Genomic DNA, 18,151 nt, shown 5'->3' on the forward strand with positions numbered 1-18,151 from the left:
TCGGCCGCAGTGGTGCGCAGACCGCGGGCGCGCGGATCGCCCCGGCGGCACGCTCATACCCGGAGCACAAGGGTTTGACCTTTGTGCGGAGGGTATGGCGCGCGGGGCTCAAGGGGCGGCTGCGCGCAAAACCAAGGCCTGATGCCCGGCCGGCAAAGGTCGAACCTTTGTCGGCCGGGCATCATGCGCGCCGGGCGGCACCCCGCGGCAGCATTGCGAGCGAGAGGGCGGCGACGGCCGCGGCCGCGACGAAGAGCGGCGGGTGCGCCTCGATCCGCGCGAAGGCCGACGCCGTGGCCCAGGCGCCGACCGCCTGGCCGACCGCGAAGGCGATGGTCGCCGCACGCCAGAAGCGCGCTGCACCTGCGGGCCCCGCGATCTCGGCCGCGCGGTTCAGCACCAGGGGCGGGATGCCGGGTGTAAGCGAGCCGACGATCACGGCGGAGACGAAGGCGGCCGGCATCGTCTGCACCGGCGCCGGCAGCAGGATCGCGGCGGTCTGCACGATCACCGCGAGGTCGAGCGTGCGGCGGAAACCCAGCCGATCGCCGATCCAGCCGCCGATCAGCGGCCCGAGCGCCGCGCCGATTCCATAGAGCACGAAGGCCGCCGATCCGGCCGTGACGCCAGCGCCCAGCCCGCGCGCGACATAGTCCGAGAGCAGGATCATGTGCGGAACGACCGGGATCGCGTTCACGCCGTAGGCGAGCACGAGCCGGCGCAGCGGGCGCGCCGCGGCGCTGTCGTGCGGCGGCGGGGGCGGCGGTGCGGGCGGCCAGCCGCGCCAGCCGATCAGCGCGAAGACCAGAGCGGCCGCGGCAAGTCCGTGCCAGGCGGCCGGGACGCCCGCGCGCAGCAGCACGGGCAGGATCGAGGAGGCGGCGACGATGCCGATGCCGACACCGGCGAACATGATCCCGCCCACGCGCCCGCGTCGCGCGGCGGGCACGCTTGCCAGCAGCGAGGGCGGCCCCAGCACCATCAGCACGCCGCCCGTCACGCCGGCGAGCGCGCGCAGCGCGTAGAACGTCGCGATGCCGGGCCGCAGGCCGCAGACCGCGAGCGATGCCGCCGTCGCCAGCATCGCACCGCGCATCAGGGGCGGCAGGGGAATGGCGCGGCCGAGCGGTCGGGCGACTGCGGCGCCGGCGAGATAGGCGATGAGATTGGCGGCCCCGAGCCCGGCGGCCTCGCCCGGCGTGAACCATCCTGCCGTGACGAGCGCCGGCAGCAGCGGCGTGTAGGCGAAGCGGCCGAGGCCGAGGCCGACGAACAGCGCGCCGAGCCCGGCGAGCGCGGGAGCCAAGCTCTCGGAGCGGTGCCGGGATGCCGAGCTCATGGCGGGGGGCGGTGTCGTGCCGCCGCGGCTTGACGCGACCATTCGCCGCTGCCAGGACTCTCGCCAACACGGGAACGCCGCCGGGGAGCATCAGGGATGAGGCATTGCGCGCCCTCCGTGCATGTCCGCGCGTTCCGGGGGAACGACCAGGATGCCCGTGCGCCTGCGCGCCGTGGTGGGGGGAGCGCGTGATGGCAGAGAGCGGTGTCGATCTCGTCCTCTCCGGCGGCCGGATCTGGTGCGGGCGTGAGGCGGGCTTCGCCGCGGCGCTCGCGGTGGCCGATGGCCGCGTGGCGGCGGTCGGCGCGCGTGACGCGATCGAGCCGCTCGCCGGTGCGAGGACGCGACGCCTCGATCTCGCCGGACGGCTCGCGATCCCGGCCTTCAACGAGGCGCATATGCACCTCCTGCCCTACGGGCTTGGCCTGTCGCAGGTCAATCTGCGCGCCGAGGAGGTGCGCACCCTCGACGAGGCGCTCAGGCGCGTCGCTGCCGCGGCCAGGGCGGCGCCGAAGGGGGCATGGGTGCTCGGCCGCGGCTACGACCACTTCGTGCTCGATATCGGCCGGCACCCGACGGCCGAGGAACTCGACCGTGCGGCACCCGACCATCCGGTGGTGATCCGGCGCACCTGCGGGCACATGATCGTCGCCAACAGCGCGGCGATGCGCCTTGCCGGCGTCGGTCACAACACGCCCGACCCTGAAGGAGGGGTGATCGAGCGCAGGGGCGGCAAGCTCACCGGCCTGTTCCAGGAACGCGCCATGCGGCTGATCCTGGACCAGGTGCCCGCACCCGACGAGGTGCAGATGGTGGAGGGCATCCGTGCGGCCTGCGCGGATCTCGCGGGTCGCGGCTTCGCTGCCGCCACCGACATGAATGTCGGCATGACCGCGGGGCTCGCCGAGATTGCGGCCTACGAGCGCGCGAAACGCGACGGGCAGCTCGGCTTGCGCATGTGGCAGGTGCTTGCCGGCAACCCGGAGGGCATCGCGCAGGCCGCCTGGGAAGAGGGGCTGCGGCCGATGGCGGGCGACGCGATGCTGCGCTGGGGTGCCGTGAAGGTGTTCGCCGACGGCTCGGCCGGCGGGCTGACCGCGGCGTTCTTCGACCCCTATCTGGACAGTGCGGGCGGCGGCACCGGCGTGCTCTGCTTCCCGACCGAGACCATGCATCACCTGCTCGGCCTCTATCACCGCCAGGGCTGGCAGCTCGACATCCATGCGATCGGCGATGCCGCGATCGAGCAGGTGCTGAGCGGGATGGAGGCCGCGGATACGCCGGAGCACCCGGTCGCCGGGCGGCGCCATCGCATCGAGCATTGCGGCTTCCTCACGGCCGATCAGCGCAGACGCATGAAGGCGCGCGGCATCCTGCCCGTGCCGCAGCCGGTGTTCATGTACGAGTTCGGCGATCTCTACGTGAAGAATCTCGGCCGGGCCCGCGCCGAGGCGGCCTATCCGATGCGTACCTGGATCGAGGAGGGGCACGAGCCCTCGGCCAGTTCCGACGCACCGGTCTCGACCGTCGATCCGTTCGTGAACCTGTACGCGATGCTCACGCGCAGGACGAACCGGGGCACCGTGCTCGGGCCGGACCAGACGCTGACCCTGGAGCAGGCGCTGCACGCCTACACCTACGCGGGCGCCTACAGCCAGTTCGCCGAGACCACGCGCGGCACGCTTGCCCCCGGCATGCTCGCCGACATCGCGGTGATCTCGGCCGATCTGTTCACGCTGTCACCCGAGGAGGTGTTGACGGCACGTGCCGATCTGACGTTGCGCGGCGGGGCGGTGATCTTCGACCGCCACGGCGAGCTCGCCGCAGCGGCCGCGCAGTAGGTCCCGCGATGCTGCAGCACATCGTCCGCCGCCTGCTCACGGCCGTGCCAGTGATGTTCGGCGTGCTGCTGATCGGCTTCGTGCTGCTGCAGGTCGTGCCGACCGATCCCGCTACGGTGCGCGCCGGGCCGATGGCGACGCCGGACGTGATCGAGGCGATCCGCCGCGATCTCGGCCTCGACCGCCCGATCTGGGAGCAGTTCCTGCGCTACCTCTGGCGGCTCGCGCAGGGCGATCTCGGCGTCTCGATCATCAACAACGTGCCGGTGGCGCAGGAGCTCGGCGCGACCATCGGGCCCACGCTCGAGCTGATGCTCGCCTCGCTCCTCTGGTCGATCCCGCTCGGCCTGCTGCTCGGCACGGTCGCGGCCTATTGGCGCGGCAGCCTGTTCGACCGCGCGGTGATGGCGTTCGCGGTCGCCGGCGTGTCGATCCCGGTGTTCTTCGTCGGCCTCGTGCTGATCTGGTATGTCGGCTTCACGTGGCAGCTGCTTCCGTTCACCGGCCGCGGCGGCCCGCTCTGGACGGTCGAGGGCCTGCGCGCGATCGCCCTGCCTGCGCTCACGCTGGGGGGCGTGTTCGTCGGGCCGATCGCGCGCATGACGCGCACCGCCGTGCTGGACGTGCTGTCGGCGGATCACGTGCGCACCGCGCGCGCGAAGGGGCTGGCCGAGCGGCTCGTCGTGCTGCGCCATGCGCTGCGCAACGCGCTGATCCCGGTGGTGACGCTGATCGGCCTGCAGATCGGCTTCCTGCTCGGCGGCGCGGTGGTGACCGAGACGATCTTCTCCTGGCCCGGTGTCGGGCGGCTCGCGGTCGGCGCGATCCTGTCCTCGGATTTCCCGATGGCGCAGGGCACCATCATCGTCCTCAGCCTGGGCTTCATCGTGATCAACCTGATCGTCGATGTGCTCTACGCCGTGCTCGATCCGCGGGTGCGCGCGTCATGAGCACGGCCACCGCCACCGACACGCCGATCCTCGTCCCGGCCTCGGACACGCCGCCGCCGCGCGCCGGCCTGCTGCGCCGCCTGTTCACCGAGCCCGGTGCCGCGATCGCGGCGGTGATGGCGACCGCCTTCGTGCTCGCCGCGGTGTTCGCCCCCTGGCTCGCCGGAGCCGATCCTTACGAGACGAATCTCCGCGCCACGCTGCGCCCACCCGGCGGCGAGTTCCTGCTCGGCACCGACGCGCAGGGCCGCGACATGGTGGTGCGCTGCCTCTACGGGCTCCGGCTGACCCTCATGATGGGACTGGTCGCGGTGGTGATCGGCGGCAGCACCGGCATCCTGATCGGCTTCCTCGCCGCGTTCTACCGTCGCATCGATGGGCTGCTGATGCGGCTGATGGACATGCTGCTGTCCTTCCCGGCGATCCTGTTCGGGCTGGCGATCGCGGCGATCTTCGGCCCCGGCGTGTTCGCGATCGTGGTGGCGATGTCGATCGCGACCGTGCCGCTGATGGCCCGCATCGTGCGCGGAGCCGCGCTGGTGGTGATGAAGCAGGACTACATCGATGCGGCGCGCGCGGTGGGGATGAGCGACGCCCGGCTGATCTGGCGGCATGTCGCGCCGAACTGCCTGAGCCCGATCTTCGTGTTCGCCACACTCCGCTTCGGCCAGGTGATCCTGCTCGGCTCGGCGCTCTCGTTCCTCGGCCTGGGCGCCCAGCCGCCGGTGGCCGAGCTCGGCGCGATGGCCTCCGAGGGGCGGAACTTCCTGTTCTTCGCGCCCCACATCTCGGTGGTGCCGTCCGTGCTGATCTTCCTCGTGGTGCTGGCGTTCAACGTGCTGGGCGACGCGCTGCGCGACGCGCTGGACCCGAGGCTGCGCATCTGAACGGCGTTGGAAGGGAGACGAGCATGCAACGAACCGTAAGAGGGCTTCTGATGGCGGCGGCCGGCGCGATCGCGCTGGCCGCGACGGGCGAAGCGTTCGCGCAGGCGCCGCGCAACACGCTGGTGGTGCTGCGCGAGATCGACGCCGACCGCTACGATCCGCACAAGGTGACCGCGTTCGCCGCTGGCGAGGTCATCTACATGATGACGGACACGCTGGTCTCCATGGATTGGGACCAGACCACGGTGAAGCCGGGGCTGGCCAAGTCCTGGACCGTGAGCGAGGACGGCAAGCTCTACACCTTCAACCTGCGCGACGACGTGACGTTCTGCGATGGCCGCAGGATGACCGCGCACGACGTCGTCTACTCGCTCAACCGCTGGATCGATCCGGCCACGCGCAGTCCCGTGCGCTGGCGCGCCGGCCCCGTGAAGGAGATCCGTGCCAAGGACGACGTCACGGTCGAGTACGAGCTGAACGAGCCCTTCGCGGAGCTGCTGTTCCAGCTCACGCTCTACTTCGCCGGCGTGATCGACAGGCACACGGTCGAGCGGCTGGGCGACAACTTCGGCACGCAGGGCTTCAACGGCACCGGCCCCTATTGCTGGGTGTCCTGGACGCCGCGCCAGGACCTCGTGCTGCAGAAGCACCCGACCTACAACTGGGGTCCGCCGATCTACGAGAACCCGAGTCCGCAGATCGAGCGCGTGATATGGCGCGTGATCCCCGACCCGAACACGCGCATCGCGGCGCTGCAGACCGGCCAGGGCGATGCAACCCAGCACATCCCGACCTTCGCACTCGAGGCGCTGAGGCGCGTGCCGGGGATGACCGTGCAGCGCCAGCCCAACTACTTCGTCGACTTCTTCATGGGCTTCAAGGTCGACAAGCCGGTGGTGAACGACCCCGTCATCCGTCGCGCCGTCAACCTCGCGGTCGATCGCGACGCGATGGTGCAGGCGACGTTCTTCGGCGCGGCCGACCCGATGCGCAGCCTGATCCACCCTGCCGCTCCCGGCTTCGATCCCGAGGCGAAGGCGAAGCATCCCGGCCATGATCCGGCCGAGGCGCGGCGGATCCTGGACGAGGCCGGCTGGCGGCCGGGACCGGACGGTATCCGCGTCAAGGACGGGCAGCGCGCCTCCTTCCTCGTCTATGCCATCGCCACCCAGACCAACCGGCAGATGACGGAGTCGATCCAGGCCGACCTGCGGCGCGTCGGCATCGAGATGCGCATCCAGATGTTTGATGCCACCGTGGCCTGGGGGCGGCTCGCCACGCAGGAGTTCGACGCGTTCATGATGTCGTATCCCTACGTCTCCGCGACGGACGCGCTGAACCTCTATTTCCGCAGCGAGGCGGCGCCGACGCCCAACCGCATGAACTGGAAGAACGAGCAGACCGACGCCTGGCTGCGCGAGGCGCGCTCGGCGCTCGACGAGGCGGTGCGGCGGCAGGCGGTGGCGAACGTGCAGCGCCAGCTCACCGAGGCCTCGGTGTGGTTCCCGATCGCGCACTCGCAGCTCTGGCTGGCGACGGGACCGCGCGTCGCGGGCGCGCGTCCGCACGGCGTCTACAGCGCGGCCCTGTACAAGGGGCTCGACATCCGCCTGACGCGCTGACCCGACGGGAGACCCGGCATGACCCAGGACCCTGCCACCGAGACGACGACGCTGATCAAGGGCGCCTCCTTCGCGATCGCGTGGGACGGCACGGAGAAGCGCCATGTCTACATGCCCGATGCGGATGTCGCCTTCCGCGGCGGCGCGATCAGCTTCGTGGGCCGCGGCTACGACGGTGCGGCCGATCGGGTGATCGAGGGGGCGGGCCTGATGGTCATGCCGGGGCTCGTCAACATCCATTGCCATCCCTCGTCCGAGCCGATGAACAAGGGGCTGACGGACGAGGTCGGCTCGCCCGGCCTCTACAACTCCTCGCTCTACGAGTATCTGCCGATCTTCCGCGGCGACCCCTCGGGCGTGCAGGCCTGCGTGCGGGTGGCGCTGGCCGAGCTCCTGCTCTCGGGCGTGACCACGGTCGCCGACCTGTCGATGGCGCATCCGGGCTGGCTCGACCTGCTCGGCGAGAGCGGGATGCGCGTCTGCGTAGCACCCATGTTCCGCTCGGCGCGCTGGTTCACCAGGAACGGCCACGTCGTCGAGTACGAGTGGGACGAGGCCGCCGGCGTGAAGGCGATGGAGGAGGCGTTCGGCCTGATCGAGCGCGCCGAGCAGCATCCCTCCGGCCGGCTGTTCGGCATGGCGGTGCCGGCGCAGATCGACACCTGCACGCCCGACCTCCTGCGCGACAGCTTCGCGGAGGCGAGGAGGCGCGGCATCTCGTGGCAGATCCACGCCGCGCAGAGCGTGGTGGAGTTCCACGAGATCACCCGCCGCCACGGGCTGACGCCGATCCAGTGGCTGCACCATCTCGGCACGCTGTCCGACCGGACGATCATCGGCCACGGCATCTTCCTCGACGACCATCCGCGTACCCGCTGGCATACCGAGCGCGATCTCGATCTCCTGGCCGAGACGGGCACGACCGTCGCGCACTGCCCCACCGTGTTCGCCCGGCGCGGGATCATGCTGCGCGACTTCGGTCGCTACCGCCGGCGCGGCGTGCGGCTTGGCCTCGGCACCGACACCTATCCGCACAACATGCTCGACGAGATGCGGCTCGCCGCCTACGCCGCGCGCATGATGGCCGAGACCCCGCGCACGCTGACCAGCGAGGATCTGTTCGGGGCCGCGACGGTCGGCGGGGCGGCGGCACTCGGGCGCGACGACATCGGCCGGCTCGCGCCCGGCTGCCGCGCCGATCTCGTGCTGGTGGACATCACCCATCCGGGCATGCGTCCGGCGCGCGATCCTGTGCGCAGCCTGATCTATGCCGCCGCCGACCGGGCGATCCGCAGCGTGGTCGTGGACGGCACCGAGGTGGTCCGCGACGGCAGGTGCCTGACGATCGACTACCCGGCTGCCGCGGCGGCACTCGAGGAGGCGCAGAAGCGGATGATCGCCAAGGTGCCGGAGCGCGACTGGGCGCACCGTCCGCTCGAGAAGATCAGCCCGCCCACCTTCAAGTATGTCTGAGGCGCCGCTTCTCGACATCCGCGACCTGCGCACCGTCTTCCGCACCTCGGCCGGCGAGGTGCCGGCGGTGGACGGCGTGTCGCTCTCGGTGGCCCCCGGCCGCACGCTCGGCATCGTCGGCGAGTCGGGTTGCGGCAAGAGCGTGCTGTCGCTGTCGGTGATGCGCCTGGTGCCGCGGCCCGGGCGGATCGCCAGCGGCCAAGTGCTGTTCGAGGGGCGGGATCTGCTCGCACTCCCCGAATCCGAGATGCGCGCCGTGCGGGGTGGCGCGATCGGCATGATCTTCCAGGAGCCGATGACCAGCCTCAATCCGGTGCATCCCGTCGGCTGGCAGATCGAGGAGGCGGTGCTTGCGCATCGCGATGTCTCGCGGGCGGAGGCGCGCGGCATCGCGATCGAGGCGCTGCGGCGCGTGCGGATTCCGGCGCCCGAACGCCGCGCCGAGGAGTATCCGCACCAGCTCTCGGGCGGGATGCGCCAGCGCGTCATGATCGCGATGGCGCTCGCCTGCCAGCCCAGGCTGCTGATCGCCGACGAGCCGACCACCGCGCTTGACGTGACGATCCAGGCGCAGATCCTCGACCTGCTGCGCGCGCTCCAGGCCGAGACCGGGATGGCGATCGTGCTGATCACGCACGATCTCGGCGTGGTCGCCGAGATGGCCGACGAGGTCGCGGTGATGTATGCCGGCAAGGTGGTGGAGCGCGGCCCGGCCACGGCCGTGTTCGGCGACGCGCAGCATCCCTACACGCTTGGCCTGTTCGGCTCGATCCCGCGCCTCGACGACGAGCCCGACCGGCTGCTCGCGATCGAGGGCACCGTGCCGCCGCCCTTCAACCTGCCGGCGGGCTGTCGCTTCAATCCGCGCTGCGCGTTCGCCGATGCGCGCTGCCGCGAGACCCTGCCGCCACTCGCGCCCGTGGGGCCGAACCACGTCGCGGCCTGTCTGCGCGCCCCGGTGGAGGCAATCGCGGCATGAGCGAGAAGCTGCTCTCCGTTCGCGGCCTGACCAAGCACTTCCCGGTCGAGCGTGGCGTCGTGTTCACCAGGCGGGTCGGCACCGTGCGCGCGGTCGACGGCGTGAGCTTCGATCTCGCCGAGGGGGAGACGCTGTCGCTGGTGGGCGAGTCCGGCTGCGGCAAGAGCACCACCGCGCGGCTGGTGCTGCGGCTGCTCGACCCGACCTCGGGCGTGATCCGGTTCGCCGGCGAGGACATCGCCAAGCGCCCATCCTCGGCGCTGAAGCCGATCCGCCGGCAGATCCAGCCGGTGTTCCAGGACCCCTATGCCTCGCTCAATCCGCGCATGCCGGTCGGGCGCATCCTCGAGGAGCCGATGGAGGTGCACGAGATCGGAGATGCGGCATCGCGCCGCGCGCGCGTGCACGAACTGCTGCGCCTCGTCGGCCTCGCGCCCTATCACGCCGAGCGCTTCCCGCACGAGTTCTCGGGCGGCCAGCGCCAGCGCGTGGGCATCGCGCGCGCGCTTGCGGTGAGCCCCCGGCTGATGGTGCTGGACGAGCCGGTCTCGGCGCTCGACGTCTCGATCCAGGCGCAGGTGGTGAATCTGCTGAAGGATCTCCAGCAGCGCCTCGGCCTCTCCTACCTGTTCATCGCGCACGATCTCGCGGTGGTGCGGCACGTCTCGGACCGGATCGCGGTGATGTATCTCGGCGAGATCGTCGAGACCGCGACCAAGCGCGACCTCTACCGCGCGCCGCGGCATCCGTACTCGCAGGCGCTGCTGGGCGCGATCCCGGTGCCCGATCCGACACGGAAACGATCGCAGGCCATCCTCGCCGGCGACGTGCCGAGTCCGATGAATCCGCCGTCGGGCTGCCGCTTCCACACCCGCTGCCCGCATGCGGCCGAGCGCTGCCGGCAGGAGCGGCCGGAGCTGCGCGAGTTGGCACCCGGGCATCGCGTCGCCTGCCATCTCGCCGAGAGCATTCCGGCACCGGTGATCCCCTCGCTCGCGCCGCACCCGCCGTCCGCGGCGGTGGCGAAGCGGCTTGCGGCCTATGCGGCGCGGCGGGCGCGTGCGGCGTAACGATCAGATATCGACCGCCTCGGCCTCGAGGGTGCGCGCGTTCTCCTGGATGAAGGCGAAGCGGAGCTCGGGCTTCCGCCCCATCAGCGCCTCGACGATCTCCTGGGTGCGGGCGAAGTCGCTCGGCGGCATCACCACGCGCAAGAGCGTGCGCTTGCGCGGGTCCATCGTGGTCTCGCGCAGGACGGCGGGCGGCATCTCGCCCAGACCTTTGAAGCGGCTGACCTCGATGCGCGTGCCCGGCTTGAACGCCCTGCGTGCCCGTTCCAGGTCGGCATCGTCCTTGGCATAGACCGTCTTCCCAGCACCGACCAGGCGATAGAGCGGCGGCTGGGCGAGGAAGAGGCGCCCGCGGCGCACCAGTTCCGGCAGTTCGCGCCAGAAGAAGGTCATCAGGAGCGAGGCGATGTGCGCGCCGTCCACGTCGGCATCCGTCATGATGATGACGCGGCCGTAGCGCAGCGCCTCGGGCCGCGCCTGCGCCCCCGTGCCGCAGCCCAGCGCCTCGACCAGATCCTTCAGCTCCTGGTTCGCCTTCAGCTTGTCGGCGGAGGCCGAGGCGACGTTGAGGATCTTGCCGCGCAGCGGCAGCACCGCCTGGGTCTCGCGGTCGCGCGCCTGCTTGGCGGACCCCCCGGCGCTGTCGCCCTCGACGATGAAAAGCTCCGTGCCCTCGCGCTCCTCGCGCGCGCAGTCGGCGAGCTTGCCGGGCAGGCGCAGCTTGCGCGTGGCGGTCTTGCGTGCGGCCGTCGCGTTCTCCTTGCGCGCGAGCCGCTCCTCGGCGCGGGAGAGGGCGAGGGCCATCAGGTTCGCCGCCTCCTCGGGGTCCGCGGTCAGCCAGTGGTCGAAGCGGTCGCGTACCGCCGCCTCGACCCAGCGCGCAGCCTCCGGCGTGGTGAGCTTCTCCTTGGTCTGGCCCTGGAACTGCGGCTCGCGGATGAAGGCCGAGAGCATGGCCGCGGCCGGGCCCATCACGTCCTCGGCGGTGATCTGCGCCGCGCGGCGGTTGTTCGTCATCTCCCCATAGGCGCGCAGCCCCTTGACCAGCGCGGCGCGGAACCCCTGCTCGTGCGTGCCGCCCAGCGGGGTCGGCACGGTGTTGCAGTAGGTGCTGAGGAACGGCTCGCCGGAGAGCAGCCAGGTGACGGCCCATTCGACGCGGCCGCCGCCCTCCATCGGCGCTTCGCCGGCGAACGGGCGCGGGGTGAGGATCTCCGCGCCTTCCGTGGCCGAGGCGAGGAAGTCGGCGAGCCCGCCCGGGAAGTGCAGCACGGCCTCGGCCGGCGTGGCGTCGCCGCCCTTGAGCAGGGCGGGATCGCAGCGCCAGCGGATCTCGACGCCGCGGAACAGGTAGGCCTTGCTGCGGCACATCCGGAACAGCCGCGCGGGCTTGAAGCGCACGTCGCCGAAGATCTGCGGATCGGGGCGGAACCGGATCGTCGTGCCGCGGCGGTTGTTCACGGCGCCGGCATTCTTCAGCTTGCCCAGCGGCCGGCCGCGCGCGAATGCCATGGTCCAGAGCGTACGGTCGCGCGCGACCTCGACCTCCAGACGCTCGGAGAGCGCGTTGACCACCGAGGCGCCGACGCCGTGCAGCCCGCCCGAGGTCGCGTAGGCCTTGCCGCCGAACTTGCCGCCCGAGTGCAGCGTGGTGAGGATCACCTCCAGCGCCGAGCGGTCCTTGAATTTCGGGTGCGGATCGACCGGGATTCCCCGTCCGTTGTCGCGCACGCTCACCCAGTTGTCGCGCTCGAGCGCCACGTCGATGAAGGTCGCATGGCCGGCCACCGCCTCGTCCATGGCGTTGTCCAGGATTTCCGCGACCAGGTGGTGCAGCGCGTTCTCGTCGGTACCGCCGATATACATGCCGGGGCGGCGCCGGACGGGCTCCAGCCCCTCCAGCACCTCGATGTCCTTGGCGGTGTAGGCGGCCTCGGCGCGCCCGCCGCGGCTGAACAGGTCGTTCATGCTGTGTTCCTATCCCCGGCAGGGACAGTAGGCGATCGCCCTTCCCCACCACAAGCGGTTGTGCGAGGAAGCGCGCGTGGACTCCGCGCTGACCCTTCTCAGCATCAACCTGCTGCAGCCGATGGTGCTCGCTTTCGGGCTCGGCTTCGCGGCGCAGCTGATCCGCAGCGACCTGCGCCTGCCCGACCCGGTGCATCAGGGGCTGACGATCTATCTCCTGCTGGCGATCGGGCTGAAGGGTGGGGTCGCGCTCTCGGTCGCGGCGCCGTCGGAGGTCGTGGGGCCCATGCTGGGCTCGGTGCTGCTCGGCGCGGCGATCCCGCTCTGGTGCTATCCGGTGCTGCGCCGCCTCGGCCGCTTCAGTGCCGAGGATGCGGGCGCGATCGCGGCGCATTACGGATCGGTCTCGGCGGTCACCTTCGTCGCCGGGCTCGCCTGGCTTGCCGCCGCCGCGGTGTCGGTCGAGGGCTATCTGCCGGCGCTGCTCGCGGTGATGGAGGCGCCGGGCATCGCGGTGGCCATCCTGCTCGCGCGCCGCGGCCACGGCGCCTTCGCCGCGATCGCGCACGAGGTGCTGGCGGGCAAGTCGATCGTGTTGCTGCTCGGCGGCCTGATCGTCGGCGCGCTCGCCGGCGAGCGCGGCTATGCGCCGGTGGCACCGTTCTTCGCCACCGGCTTCCCCGGCGCGCTGACGCTGTTCCTGCTCGACATGGGAGTGATGGCGGCACGGCGCGCGCGCGACGTGCTCAGGGTCGGGCCTTTCCTGCTCGCCTTCGCGATTGCCGCGCCGGTCGTCAACGGCGCGCTCGGCGCGGCGCTGGGGGCGGCGACGGGGCTGTCGCCGGGCGGGGCGACCATGCTCGCGGTGCTCGCGGCCTCGGCCTCCTACATCGCCGCACCCGCCGCGGTGCGGCTCGCGCTGCCGGACGCGAATCCCGGCTATGCGCTGACGGCCGCACTGACGATCACCTTCCCCTTCAACCTGACGATCGGCCTGCCGCTCTACGCGGCGATGGCGGGAGCGGGATGAGATGGCGCGCACGCTGAGGCTCATCACCATCATCGCCGAAGCGGATGTCGCCGACCACCTGCTGCGCGACCTTGCCGCCCTGGGCGTGCGCGGCTGGAACGTGGTGCCGGGGGAGGGGGTGTGGCGGCGCGCGCTCGAGGCCGAGGGCCCGACGGATTTCGACGGGCCGACCGTGCGCATCGAGACCGTCGCCCGGGCCGAGACGGCGGAGGCCGTGATGGCCCGCCTCGCCGCGCACTGGTTCCCACGCTACGCCGTGTTCGCCTGGGTGTCGGACGCGACCGTTCTGCGCCCGGGCAAGTACGCCTGACGCGTCAGCCCTTCTGCAGGTGCGACTCGAGGAACCAGAGGTTCTTGTCGAGCTGGCGCGACAGCGCCGTGAGGATGTCGGCGGCATCCGCGTCGCCCGCCTCGGCGGTCTCGTCGATCGCCTTGCGCACGGCCTTCGCCGCGGCCGCGGTGCGCGCGGCCAGCGCCTCGACGACCTTCAGCCCGTCGGACAGGTCGGTGGGCCACGGCTCGAGCGAGGTCGCCGTGCCGACCGCCTGCACGCTGCCCATCGCCGTGCCGCCGAGGGCGGTGATGCGCTCCGCCATGTCGTCGACATGCGCGTCGTAGCTGTCGGTCATCGCGTCGAACATCTCGTGCAGCGCGATGAAGTGGGGCCCCTTCACGTTCCAATGCGCATGCTTGAGCGCGAGCTGGAGATCGAGCAGGTCGGCGAGCCGCGCGTTGAGGATCTCGATGACGGTCTTGCGCGTGTTCGCCGCAAGGTCGTTGCGGGTCTTGTGCATGAGTCGTTCTCCGGCACGGTCGTACGGGACAATCCGACCGGGAGATGGTTCCCGCAGCAGGACGCGTCAACCGCCGCGCGGTTGCGCGCGGCCCTGCGCATCACGCCGGAATGAACACCTCGTGCACGGCCGACTGCACGCTGCCGCCGAGGATCGGTCCGCCGCCGGCGACGTAGATGCGTCCGTCGATCGCCGCCGCGCCGAGGCCGTGGCGGGGGGTCGGCATCGGCGCATGGTGCTGCCAGGTGTCGGTCGCCGGATCGTAGCTCTCCATCTGGCCGAACACGTTGCCTTGTGCGCCCTGGGGGGTGATCACCCCGCCCTCGCCGCCGAACACGTAGATGCGCCCGTCCACCACCGCGGCTCCCTGGCCCGAACGCGGCGTCGGCAGCGGCGCACGCAGCGACCAGCGGTCGGTCGCCGGGTCGTAGACGTGGTGCAGGGCGGTGTTCTGGCTGAAATCGTTGAACCGGCCGCCGATCACATGGATCAGTCCGCCGAGAGCGACCGTGCCGGTATGGTCGCGCGCGCCCGGCAGCGGCCGACGCGGCTCCCAGCGATCCGCCGCCGGGTCATAGACCTCATGCCAGCCGACCGAGGCGCGATCGGCACCCTCGCCCGCGCCTCCGATGTGGTGGATCTTGCCGCCGAGCTCGACCGCGGCGCCGGCACCGCGCGGGCGCGGCAGCGGCGCGATCGCGCGCCAGCGATCCGTGCGTCCGTCGTAGACGAACGCCTCGCCGTGGGGCGTGCGGTTCTGTTCCAGCATGCCGCCGAGCGCGTAGATGGTCTCGCCGAGCGTCACCACGGCGATGTGGTTGGCGCCGCGGGGCACAGGCGCGCGCTCCTCCCAGCGGTCGGTGCGCGGGTCGTAGGCGTGGTGATAGTTGCGATCGACGCGCTGGTTGCCGTAGCCGCCGATGATGTGCAGTCGTCCGCCCATCGCCACCCCCCAGGCCATCTCGCTGCGCGGCACCGGCAGCGGCGCGCGCGCCTCCCATCGGCCTGGCGGGCCGGCCGGGGCGGGACTCTCGGTCACCCACTGCTCGGCGGTGATCGGCGGCAGCGGGATCGCGCCCGGCGTGCGGAGCGAATGGAACATGTCGTGATGCGCGTGTCCGCCCTGTGCCTGGGCACGCGCGATCGCCGGCGCGGCGAACGCCGAGAACAGAACGGTCCGGCGGGCAATCGTCATGGCGTGTCCTCCGAGGATGTGTCCCCAGCCTGCGACCGTGGCGGGGGCAAGAAAAGACACGGCCGCGCTCACATCCGCGCGCGTCAAGCCGCGGCCTGCCGGGACGAGGTTCGATCGTCTCGCGGCCGCCGCGCATCGGACGGTCTCACGCCGTGTCGTGTGCGGGGTGCAGCCGCGGCAGGTTCGCCTCGATCGCCGCGCGGTGCGGCTCGTAGCGGGCAGGCAGCATCAGCCGCGACCCCAGTGCCGCGACCGGCTCGTCGATCGCGAAACCCGGTGCATCGGTCGCGATCTCGAACAGCACCCCGCCCGGCTCGCGGAAGTAGGTCGAGCGGAAGTAGGTGCGGTCCTGCTGCGGGGTCACCCGGATCCCGCGCGCGGCCAGCGCCGCCGTCGCCGCGGCCTGGGCCGCGTCGTCCGCGGCCCGGAACGCCACATGATGCACCACCCCCGCGCCCATCGCGCCGGCCCAGAATCCCGGCACAGCGCGCAGATCGACGATGCGTCCCAGCCCCGCGCCGGGATGGACGAAGCGGCTGCGGTTGCCCTCGACGGGGCCCGGCTCGTGGCCCAGCACCTCGCTCAGCACCTGCGCCGTGCCGGCCGCGTCCTCGACCCAGAGCGCGATGCCGCGCAAGCCGCGGATCGCGTGTTCGGCCGGGATGCCCTCGGCCGCGCGGCCGGGCAGCGCGGCGGCTGCCTCGTCCTCGACCAGTTCCAGCATCAGCCCGTCATGGTCCTTGAGCGCGATCAGGCGTTCGCCGAACCGTTCCGCCGGCCCCTCGACCGCGAGACGCAGGCCCGCGAGCCGGTCCTGCCAGAAGCCGAGCGAGCCCTCAGGGATCGCCAAGGCGATCTCCGCGGCCTGGCCGGCGCCGTGCCGGCCGGCGCGCGCGCCGGGATAGGGGAAGAAGGTCAGGATCGTTCCGGGCGTGCCGGTCTCGTCGCCGTAGTAGAGATGATGCACGCCCGGATCATCGAAGTTGACCGTCTGCTTGATCAGCCTGAGCCCGAGCGCGCCCTCGTAGAAGGCGAGGTTGCGGTCGGGCGCGCTGGCGATCGCGGTGATGTGGTGGATGCGTCCGATGGCCATGGTCATGAGAGTCCTCCGTCGCGGGGATCGGCCCGTCGTCGCCACGCGATGTCGGGATGGGGCGCGGCGGGTCAAAGAACCGCGGCGGATCGTGCCCATCGGTCTGGTCGATGCGGCGCCGCGTCCGAAACGTCGCGCGTGGGGGGTGGAAAGGTCCGCACGCAATAGTATATAATGTAAAATAATTAAGACGGAACACCTCATCTTGGAGCGGTGCCTTGCCTCTCCGCGACCCAGGAGGCCAAGCGGCGGTTGCCCCGTCCGATACCGGAACGGGTGGGGGCGAGAGGCGCGTGCGCGATCGCCATCTCGGCGGCGGCTGGCGCGTGCTGGACGGCTGCCGGCTGGAGGCGGGCAGCCCGCCCTTCGAGATCGTGCTCGCCCATCCCCGGATCGGGCTGGCGCTGATGGAGCTGGAACCGCGCTGGACGCCCGGGGCCGAGCAGATCCTGCGGCAGCGTCTGTCCACGACCGGCTTCGCCGGGCGGTTCCCGGGCCACCTGCCGATCATCCATCGCCGGCTGCGCCGCGCCGACCTGCCGGAGCTGCCGGCCGTGCTCACCGAGGCCTTCGGCTGGCAGGACCCGCTGACCCTGCCCGAGGAGGGCGACTGGATCGAGGCGATGCGGGAGGCGCTCGGCGCGCGCGATCAGGCCGCACCCACACGTGCGCCGGGCGCCCCGCAGCGTCCTCGGGAACCAGCCGCCGGACAGTGCGGTGTCGAGCAGCCGCCCGCTGCCGCGGAGCCGGTGCCGGCGCAGCACGCGCGGGCCTCGGCGCCGACCGGCCCACCGGAACCGCCGCTCGCGGTCCTGGCGGCGACGCTGACGCGGCCGCCGGAAGCTTCGGCTGCGCCGTCGTCGCGCGCGCCCGTCGCGCCTGTCCGGCGATCCCGCGCCCGCCGTGTCGGTGTGGTCGCCGCGGCGGCGGTGCTGACCGCCGCCATCGTCCTGCTCCTCGTCTCGCGCGAGGAAGCGCCGCCCTCCGACGTCGTGCGGCCTGTCGAGGCGTCCGCGCGCGTGCAGGCCGCTGGCTCGTCGGTCTCTGCCGTACCCGTGCTCGGCCAGCCGGTCGGCGCGGCGCCGGTCTCCGCCACCTCCGCTGCCGTCGCGACCGATCCCGCGATGGTCGCGGCGCCGCCGACCGAGACGACCGCCCCGGTTCCGGCTCCATCGCGTCCGGAGCCTGCCGAACCGCCCTTGGCCGCGTCGCTGCCGCCCGCGCCCCTGACTCCGTTCCCCGAACCGGAGGTGCCGCATCTCGAAGCGGCGGAAGCGATCCTGGCCGCGTCGCTGCCGCCCGTGCCCCTGGCCCCGTTCCCCGAACCGGAGGTGCCGCATCTCGAAGCGGTCGAAGCGGTCCTGGCCGCAGCCCTGGCGCCCGCGCCCCTGGCCCCGTTCCCCGAACCCGTGGCGCCCCGGCTCGCCGCGGCCGAGCAGCTCCTGGCGGCATCGCTGCCGCCGGAGCCACTGGCACCGTTCCCTGAATCCGAGGCGCCGCGCCTGGAGCCCGCCGATGCGGTCCTGGCGGCATCATTGCCGCCGGAGGCGATCGAGCCGTTCGCGGAGCCTGTTGCGCCCCGGCTCGACCTGGCCGAGCAGGCGCTCGTCGCATCGCTGCCACCCGAGCCCCTGGCGCCGTTCCCCGAACCCGTGACACCGCGCCTGGAAGCGGCAGATGCGGTCCTGGCCGCATCGCTTGCGTCTCCGGCGCCCGATCCCTTCGAGGAACCGGATGCACCCCGGCTCGGCCTCGCCGAGCGGATCCTTGCGGCATCGCTCGCGCCCGCGCCCGTGACGCCCTTCGCCGAGCCGGAACCGCCACGGCTCGACGCGGCCGAACGCGTCCTGGCAGCCGCCCCGCCGTCCGCAGCGGCCCCGCCGGCCATGATCCCGACCGTGCCCTGGTTC

At 72.0% G+C, this 18,151-nt stretch carries 14 protein-coding genes and 1 pseudogene; 10 read left to right on the forward strand and 5 right to left on the reverse strand.

All coding sequences use genetic code 11. The annotated features are described in order from the left end of the window. Positions 1 to 181 precede the first annotated feature (181 nt). Positions 182 to 1,339, reverse strand: coding sequence for a YbfB/YjiJ family MFS transporter (locus tag FK498_RS06545; protein WP_161988334.1), 1,158 nt, complete (start codon positions 1,337 to 1,339; stop codon positions 182 to 184). A 191-nt stretch (positions 1,340 to 1,530) separates the two neighbouring features. Between FK498_RS06545 and FK498_RS06550 the strand changes: the two genes are divergently transcribed. The 7 genes from FK498_RS06550 to FK498_RS06580 are packed head-to-tail and all read left to right on the forward strand — an operon-like array spanning position 1,531 to position 10,161. Then, on the forward strand, positions 1,531 to 3,180 hold the full coding sequence (locus FK498_RS06550) for an amidohydrolase (RefSeq protein ID WP_141852785.1): 1,650 nt from the start codon (positions 1,531 to 1,533) through the stop codon (positions 3,178 to 3,180). Positions 3,181 to 3,188: 8 nt separating this feature from the next. Next, the gene (locus FK498_RS06555) at positions 3,189 to 4,130 is read left to right on the forward strand and encodes an ABC transporter permease (RefSeq protein WP_141852787.1); all 942 of its coding nucleotides are present in this window, start codon (positions 3,189 to 3,191) and stop codon (positions 4,128 to 4,130) included. Continuing rightward, on the forward strand, positions 4,127 to 5,017 hold the full coding sequence (locus tag FK498_RS06560; protein WP_141852789.1) for an ABC transporter permease: 891 nt from the start codon (positions 4,127 to 4,129) through the stop codon (positions 5,015 to 5,017). The genes FK498_RS06555 and FK498_RS06560 overlap by 4 nt, the downstream gene beginning before the upstream one ends. Positions 5,018 to 5,040: 23 nt before the next feature. After that, positions 5,041 to 6,639 (forward strand): ABC transporter substrate-binding protein, encoded by a 1,599-nt coding sequence (locus FK498_RS06565; protein ID WP_237560856.1) that lies wholly within the window; start codon positions 5,041 to 5,043, stop codon positions 6,637 to 6,639. An 18-nt stretch (positions 6,640 to 6,657) separates the two neighbouring features. Beyond that, positions 6,658 to 8,112 (forward strand): amidohydrolase family protein, encoded by a 1,455-nt coding sequence (locus tag FK498_RS06570; protein WP_141852791.1) that lies wholly within the window; start codon positions 6,658 to 6,660, stop codon positions 8,110 to 8,112. After that, a complete protein-coding gene (locus FK498_RS06575) occupies positions 8,105 to 9,091 on the forward strand; it encodes an ABC transporter ATP-binding protein (protein ID WP_141852793.1) in 987 nt (328 codons plus the stop codon). Before FK498_RS06570 ends, FK498_RS06575 begins: the two co-directional genes overlap by 8 nt. Beyond that, positions 9,088 to 10,161, forward strand: coding sequence for an ABC transporter ATP-binding protein (locus FK498_RS06580; protein WP_141852796.1), 1,074 nt, complete (start codon positions 9,088 to 9,090; stop codon positions 10,159 to 10,161). The genes FK498_RS06575 and FK498_RS06580 overlap by 4 nt, the downstream gene beginning before the upstream one ends. 3 nt (positions 10,162 to 10,164) lie before the next feature. Here FK498_RS06580 and parE read toward each other — a convergent pair whose 3' ends face one another. Then, the gene (gene parE, locus FK498_RS06585; RefSeq protein WP_141852798.1) at positions 10,165 to 12,129 is read right to left on the reverse strand and encodes a DNA topoisomerase IV subunit B; all 1,965 of its coding nucleotides are present in this window, start codon (positions 12,127 to 12,129) and stop codon (positions 10,165 to 10,167) included. Between the two features lie 76 nt (positions 12,130 to 12,205). On the opposite strand from parE, the gene FK498_RS06590 reads away from it, so the two are divergent. Continuing rightward, entirely contained in the window at positions 12,206 to 13,159 is a 954-nt protein-coding gene (locus FK498_RS06590) for a sodium-dependent bicarbonate transport family permease (RefSeq protein ID WP_141852800.1), read from the forward strand. Between the two features lies 1 nt (position 13,160). Beyond that, complete coding sequence (locus FK498_RS06595) at positions 13,161 to 13,469, forward strand: P-II family nitrogen regulator (RefSeq protein ID WP_141852801.1); 309 nt, start codon at positions 13,161 to 13,163, stop codon at positions 13,467 to 13,469. Between the two features lie 4 nt (positions 13,470 to 13,473). Here FK498_RS06595 and dps read toward each other — a convergent pair whose 3' ends face one another. The 3 genes from dps to FK498_RS06610 form a co-directional block, all read right to left on the reverse strand. Further along, positions 13,474 to 13,953: a DNA starvation/stationary phase protection protein Dps gene (gene dps, locus FK498_RS06600; RefSeq protein ID WP_141852803.1), complete on the reverse strand. Its 480-nt coding sequence runs from the start codon at positions 13,951 to 13,953 to the stop codon at positions 13,474 to 13,476. Positions 13,954 to 14,053: 100 nt separating this feature from the next. Continuing rightward, positions 14,054 to 15,148, reverse strand: coding sequence for a kelch repeat-containing protein (locus FK498_RS06605; RefSeq protein ID WP_141852805.1), 1,095 nt, complete (start codon positions 15,146 to 15,148; stop codon positions 14,054 to 14,056). A 145-nt stretch (positions 15,149 to 15,293) separates the two neighbouring features. Next, complete coding sequence (locus FK498_RS06610; protein WP_237560857.1) at positions 15,294 to 16,247, reverse strand: VOC family protein; 954 nt, start codon at positions 16,245 to 16,247, stop codon at positions 15,294 to 15,296. A gap of 548 nt (positions 16,248 to 16,795) precedes the next feature. Between FK498_RS06610 and FK498_RS06615 the strand changes: the two are divergent. Then, a pseudogene (locus tag FK498_RS06615) lies at positions 16,796 to 18,151 on the forward strand (hypothetical protein); the annotation flags it as partial.

It is taken from the genome of Elioraea sp. Yellowstone, assembly GCF_006704265.1.
Lineage (GTDB): Bacteria > Pseudomonadota > Alphaproteobacteria > Acetobacterales > Acetobacteraceae > Elioraea.

Excerpts from the sequence above, each read along its gene's own strand:
- FK498_RS06545 (WP_161988334.1), bottom strand. The coding sequence starts at position 1,339 with ATGAGCTCGGCATCCCGGCACCGCTCCGAGAGCTTGGCTCCCGCGCTC.
- FK498_RS06550 (WP_141852785.1), top strand. The coding sequence starts at position 1,531 with ATGGCAGAGAGCGGTGTCGATCTCGTCCTCTCCGGCGGCCGGATCTGG.
- FK498_RS06555 (WP_141852787.1), top strand. The coding sequence starts at position 3,189 with ATGCTGCAGCACATCGTCCGCCGCCTGCTCACGGCCGTGCCAGTGATG.
- FK498_RS06560 (WP_141852789.1), top strand. The coding sequence starts at position 4,127 with ATGAGCACGGCCACCGCCACCGACACGCCGATCCTCGTCCCGGCCTCG.
- FK498_RS06565 (WP_237560856.1), top strand. The coding sequence starts at position 5,041 with ATGCAACGAACCGTAAGAGGGCTTCTGATGGCGGCGGCCGGCGCGATC.
- FK498_RS06570 (WP_141852791.1), top strand. The coding sequence starts at position 6,658 with ATGACCCAGGACCCTGCCACCGAGACGACGACGCTGATCAAGGGCGCC.
- FK498_RS06575 (WP_141852793.1), top strand. The coding sequence starts at position 8,105 with ATGTCTGAGGCGCCGCTTCTCGACATCCGCGACCTGCGCACCGTCTTC.
- FK498_RS06580 (WP_141852796.1), top strand. The coding sequence starts at position 9,088 with ATGAGCGAGAAGCTGCTCTCCGTTCGCGGCCTGACCAAGCACTTCCCG.
- parE (WP_141852798.1), bottom strand. The coding sequence starts at position 12,129 with ATGAACGACCTGTTCAGCCGCGGCGGGCGCGCCGAGGCCGCCTACACC.
- FK498_RS06595 (WP_141852801.1), top strand. The coding sequence starts at position 13,161 with ATGGCGCGCACGCTGAGGCTCATCACCATCATCGCCGAAGCGGATGTC.
- dps (WP_141852803.1), bottom strand. The coding sequence starts at position 13,953 with ATGCACAAGACCCGCAACGACCTTGCGGCGAACACGCGCAAGACCGTC.
- FK498_RS06605 (WP_141852805.1), bottom strand. The coding sequence starts at position 15,148 with ATGACGATTGCCCGCCGGACCGTTCTGTTCTCGGCGTTCGCCGCGCCG.
- FK498_RS06610 (WP_237560857.1), bottom strand. The coding sequence starts at position 16,247 with ATGACCATGGCCATCGGACGCATCCACCACATCACCGCGATCGCCAGC.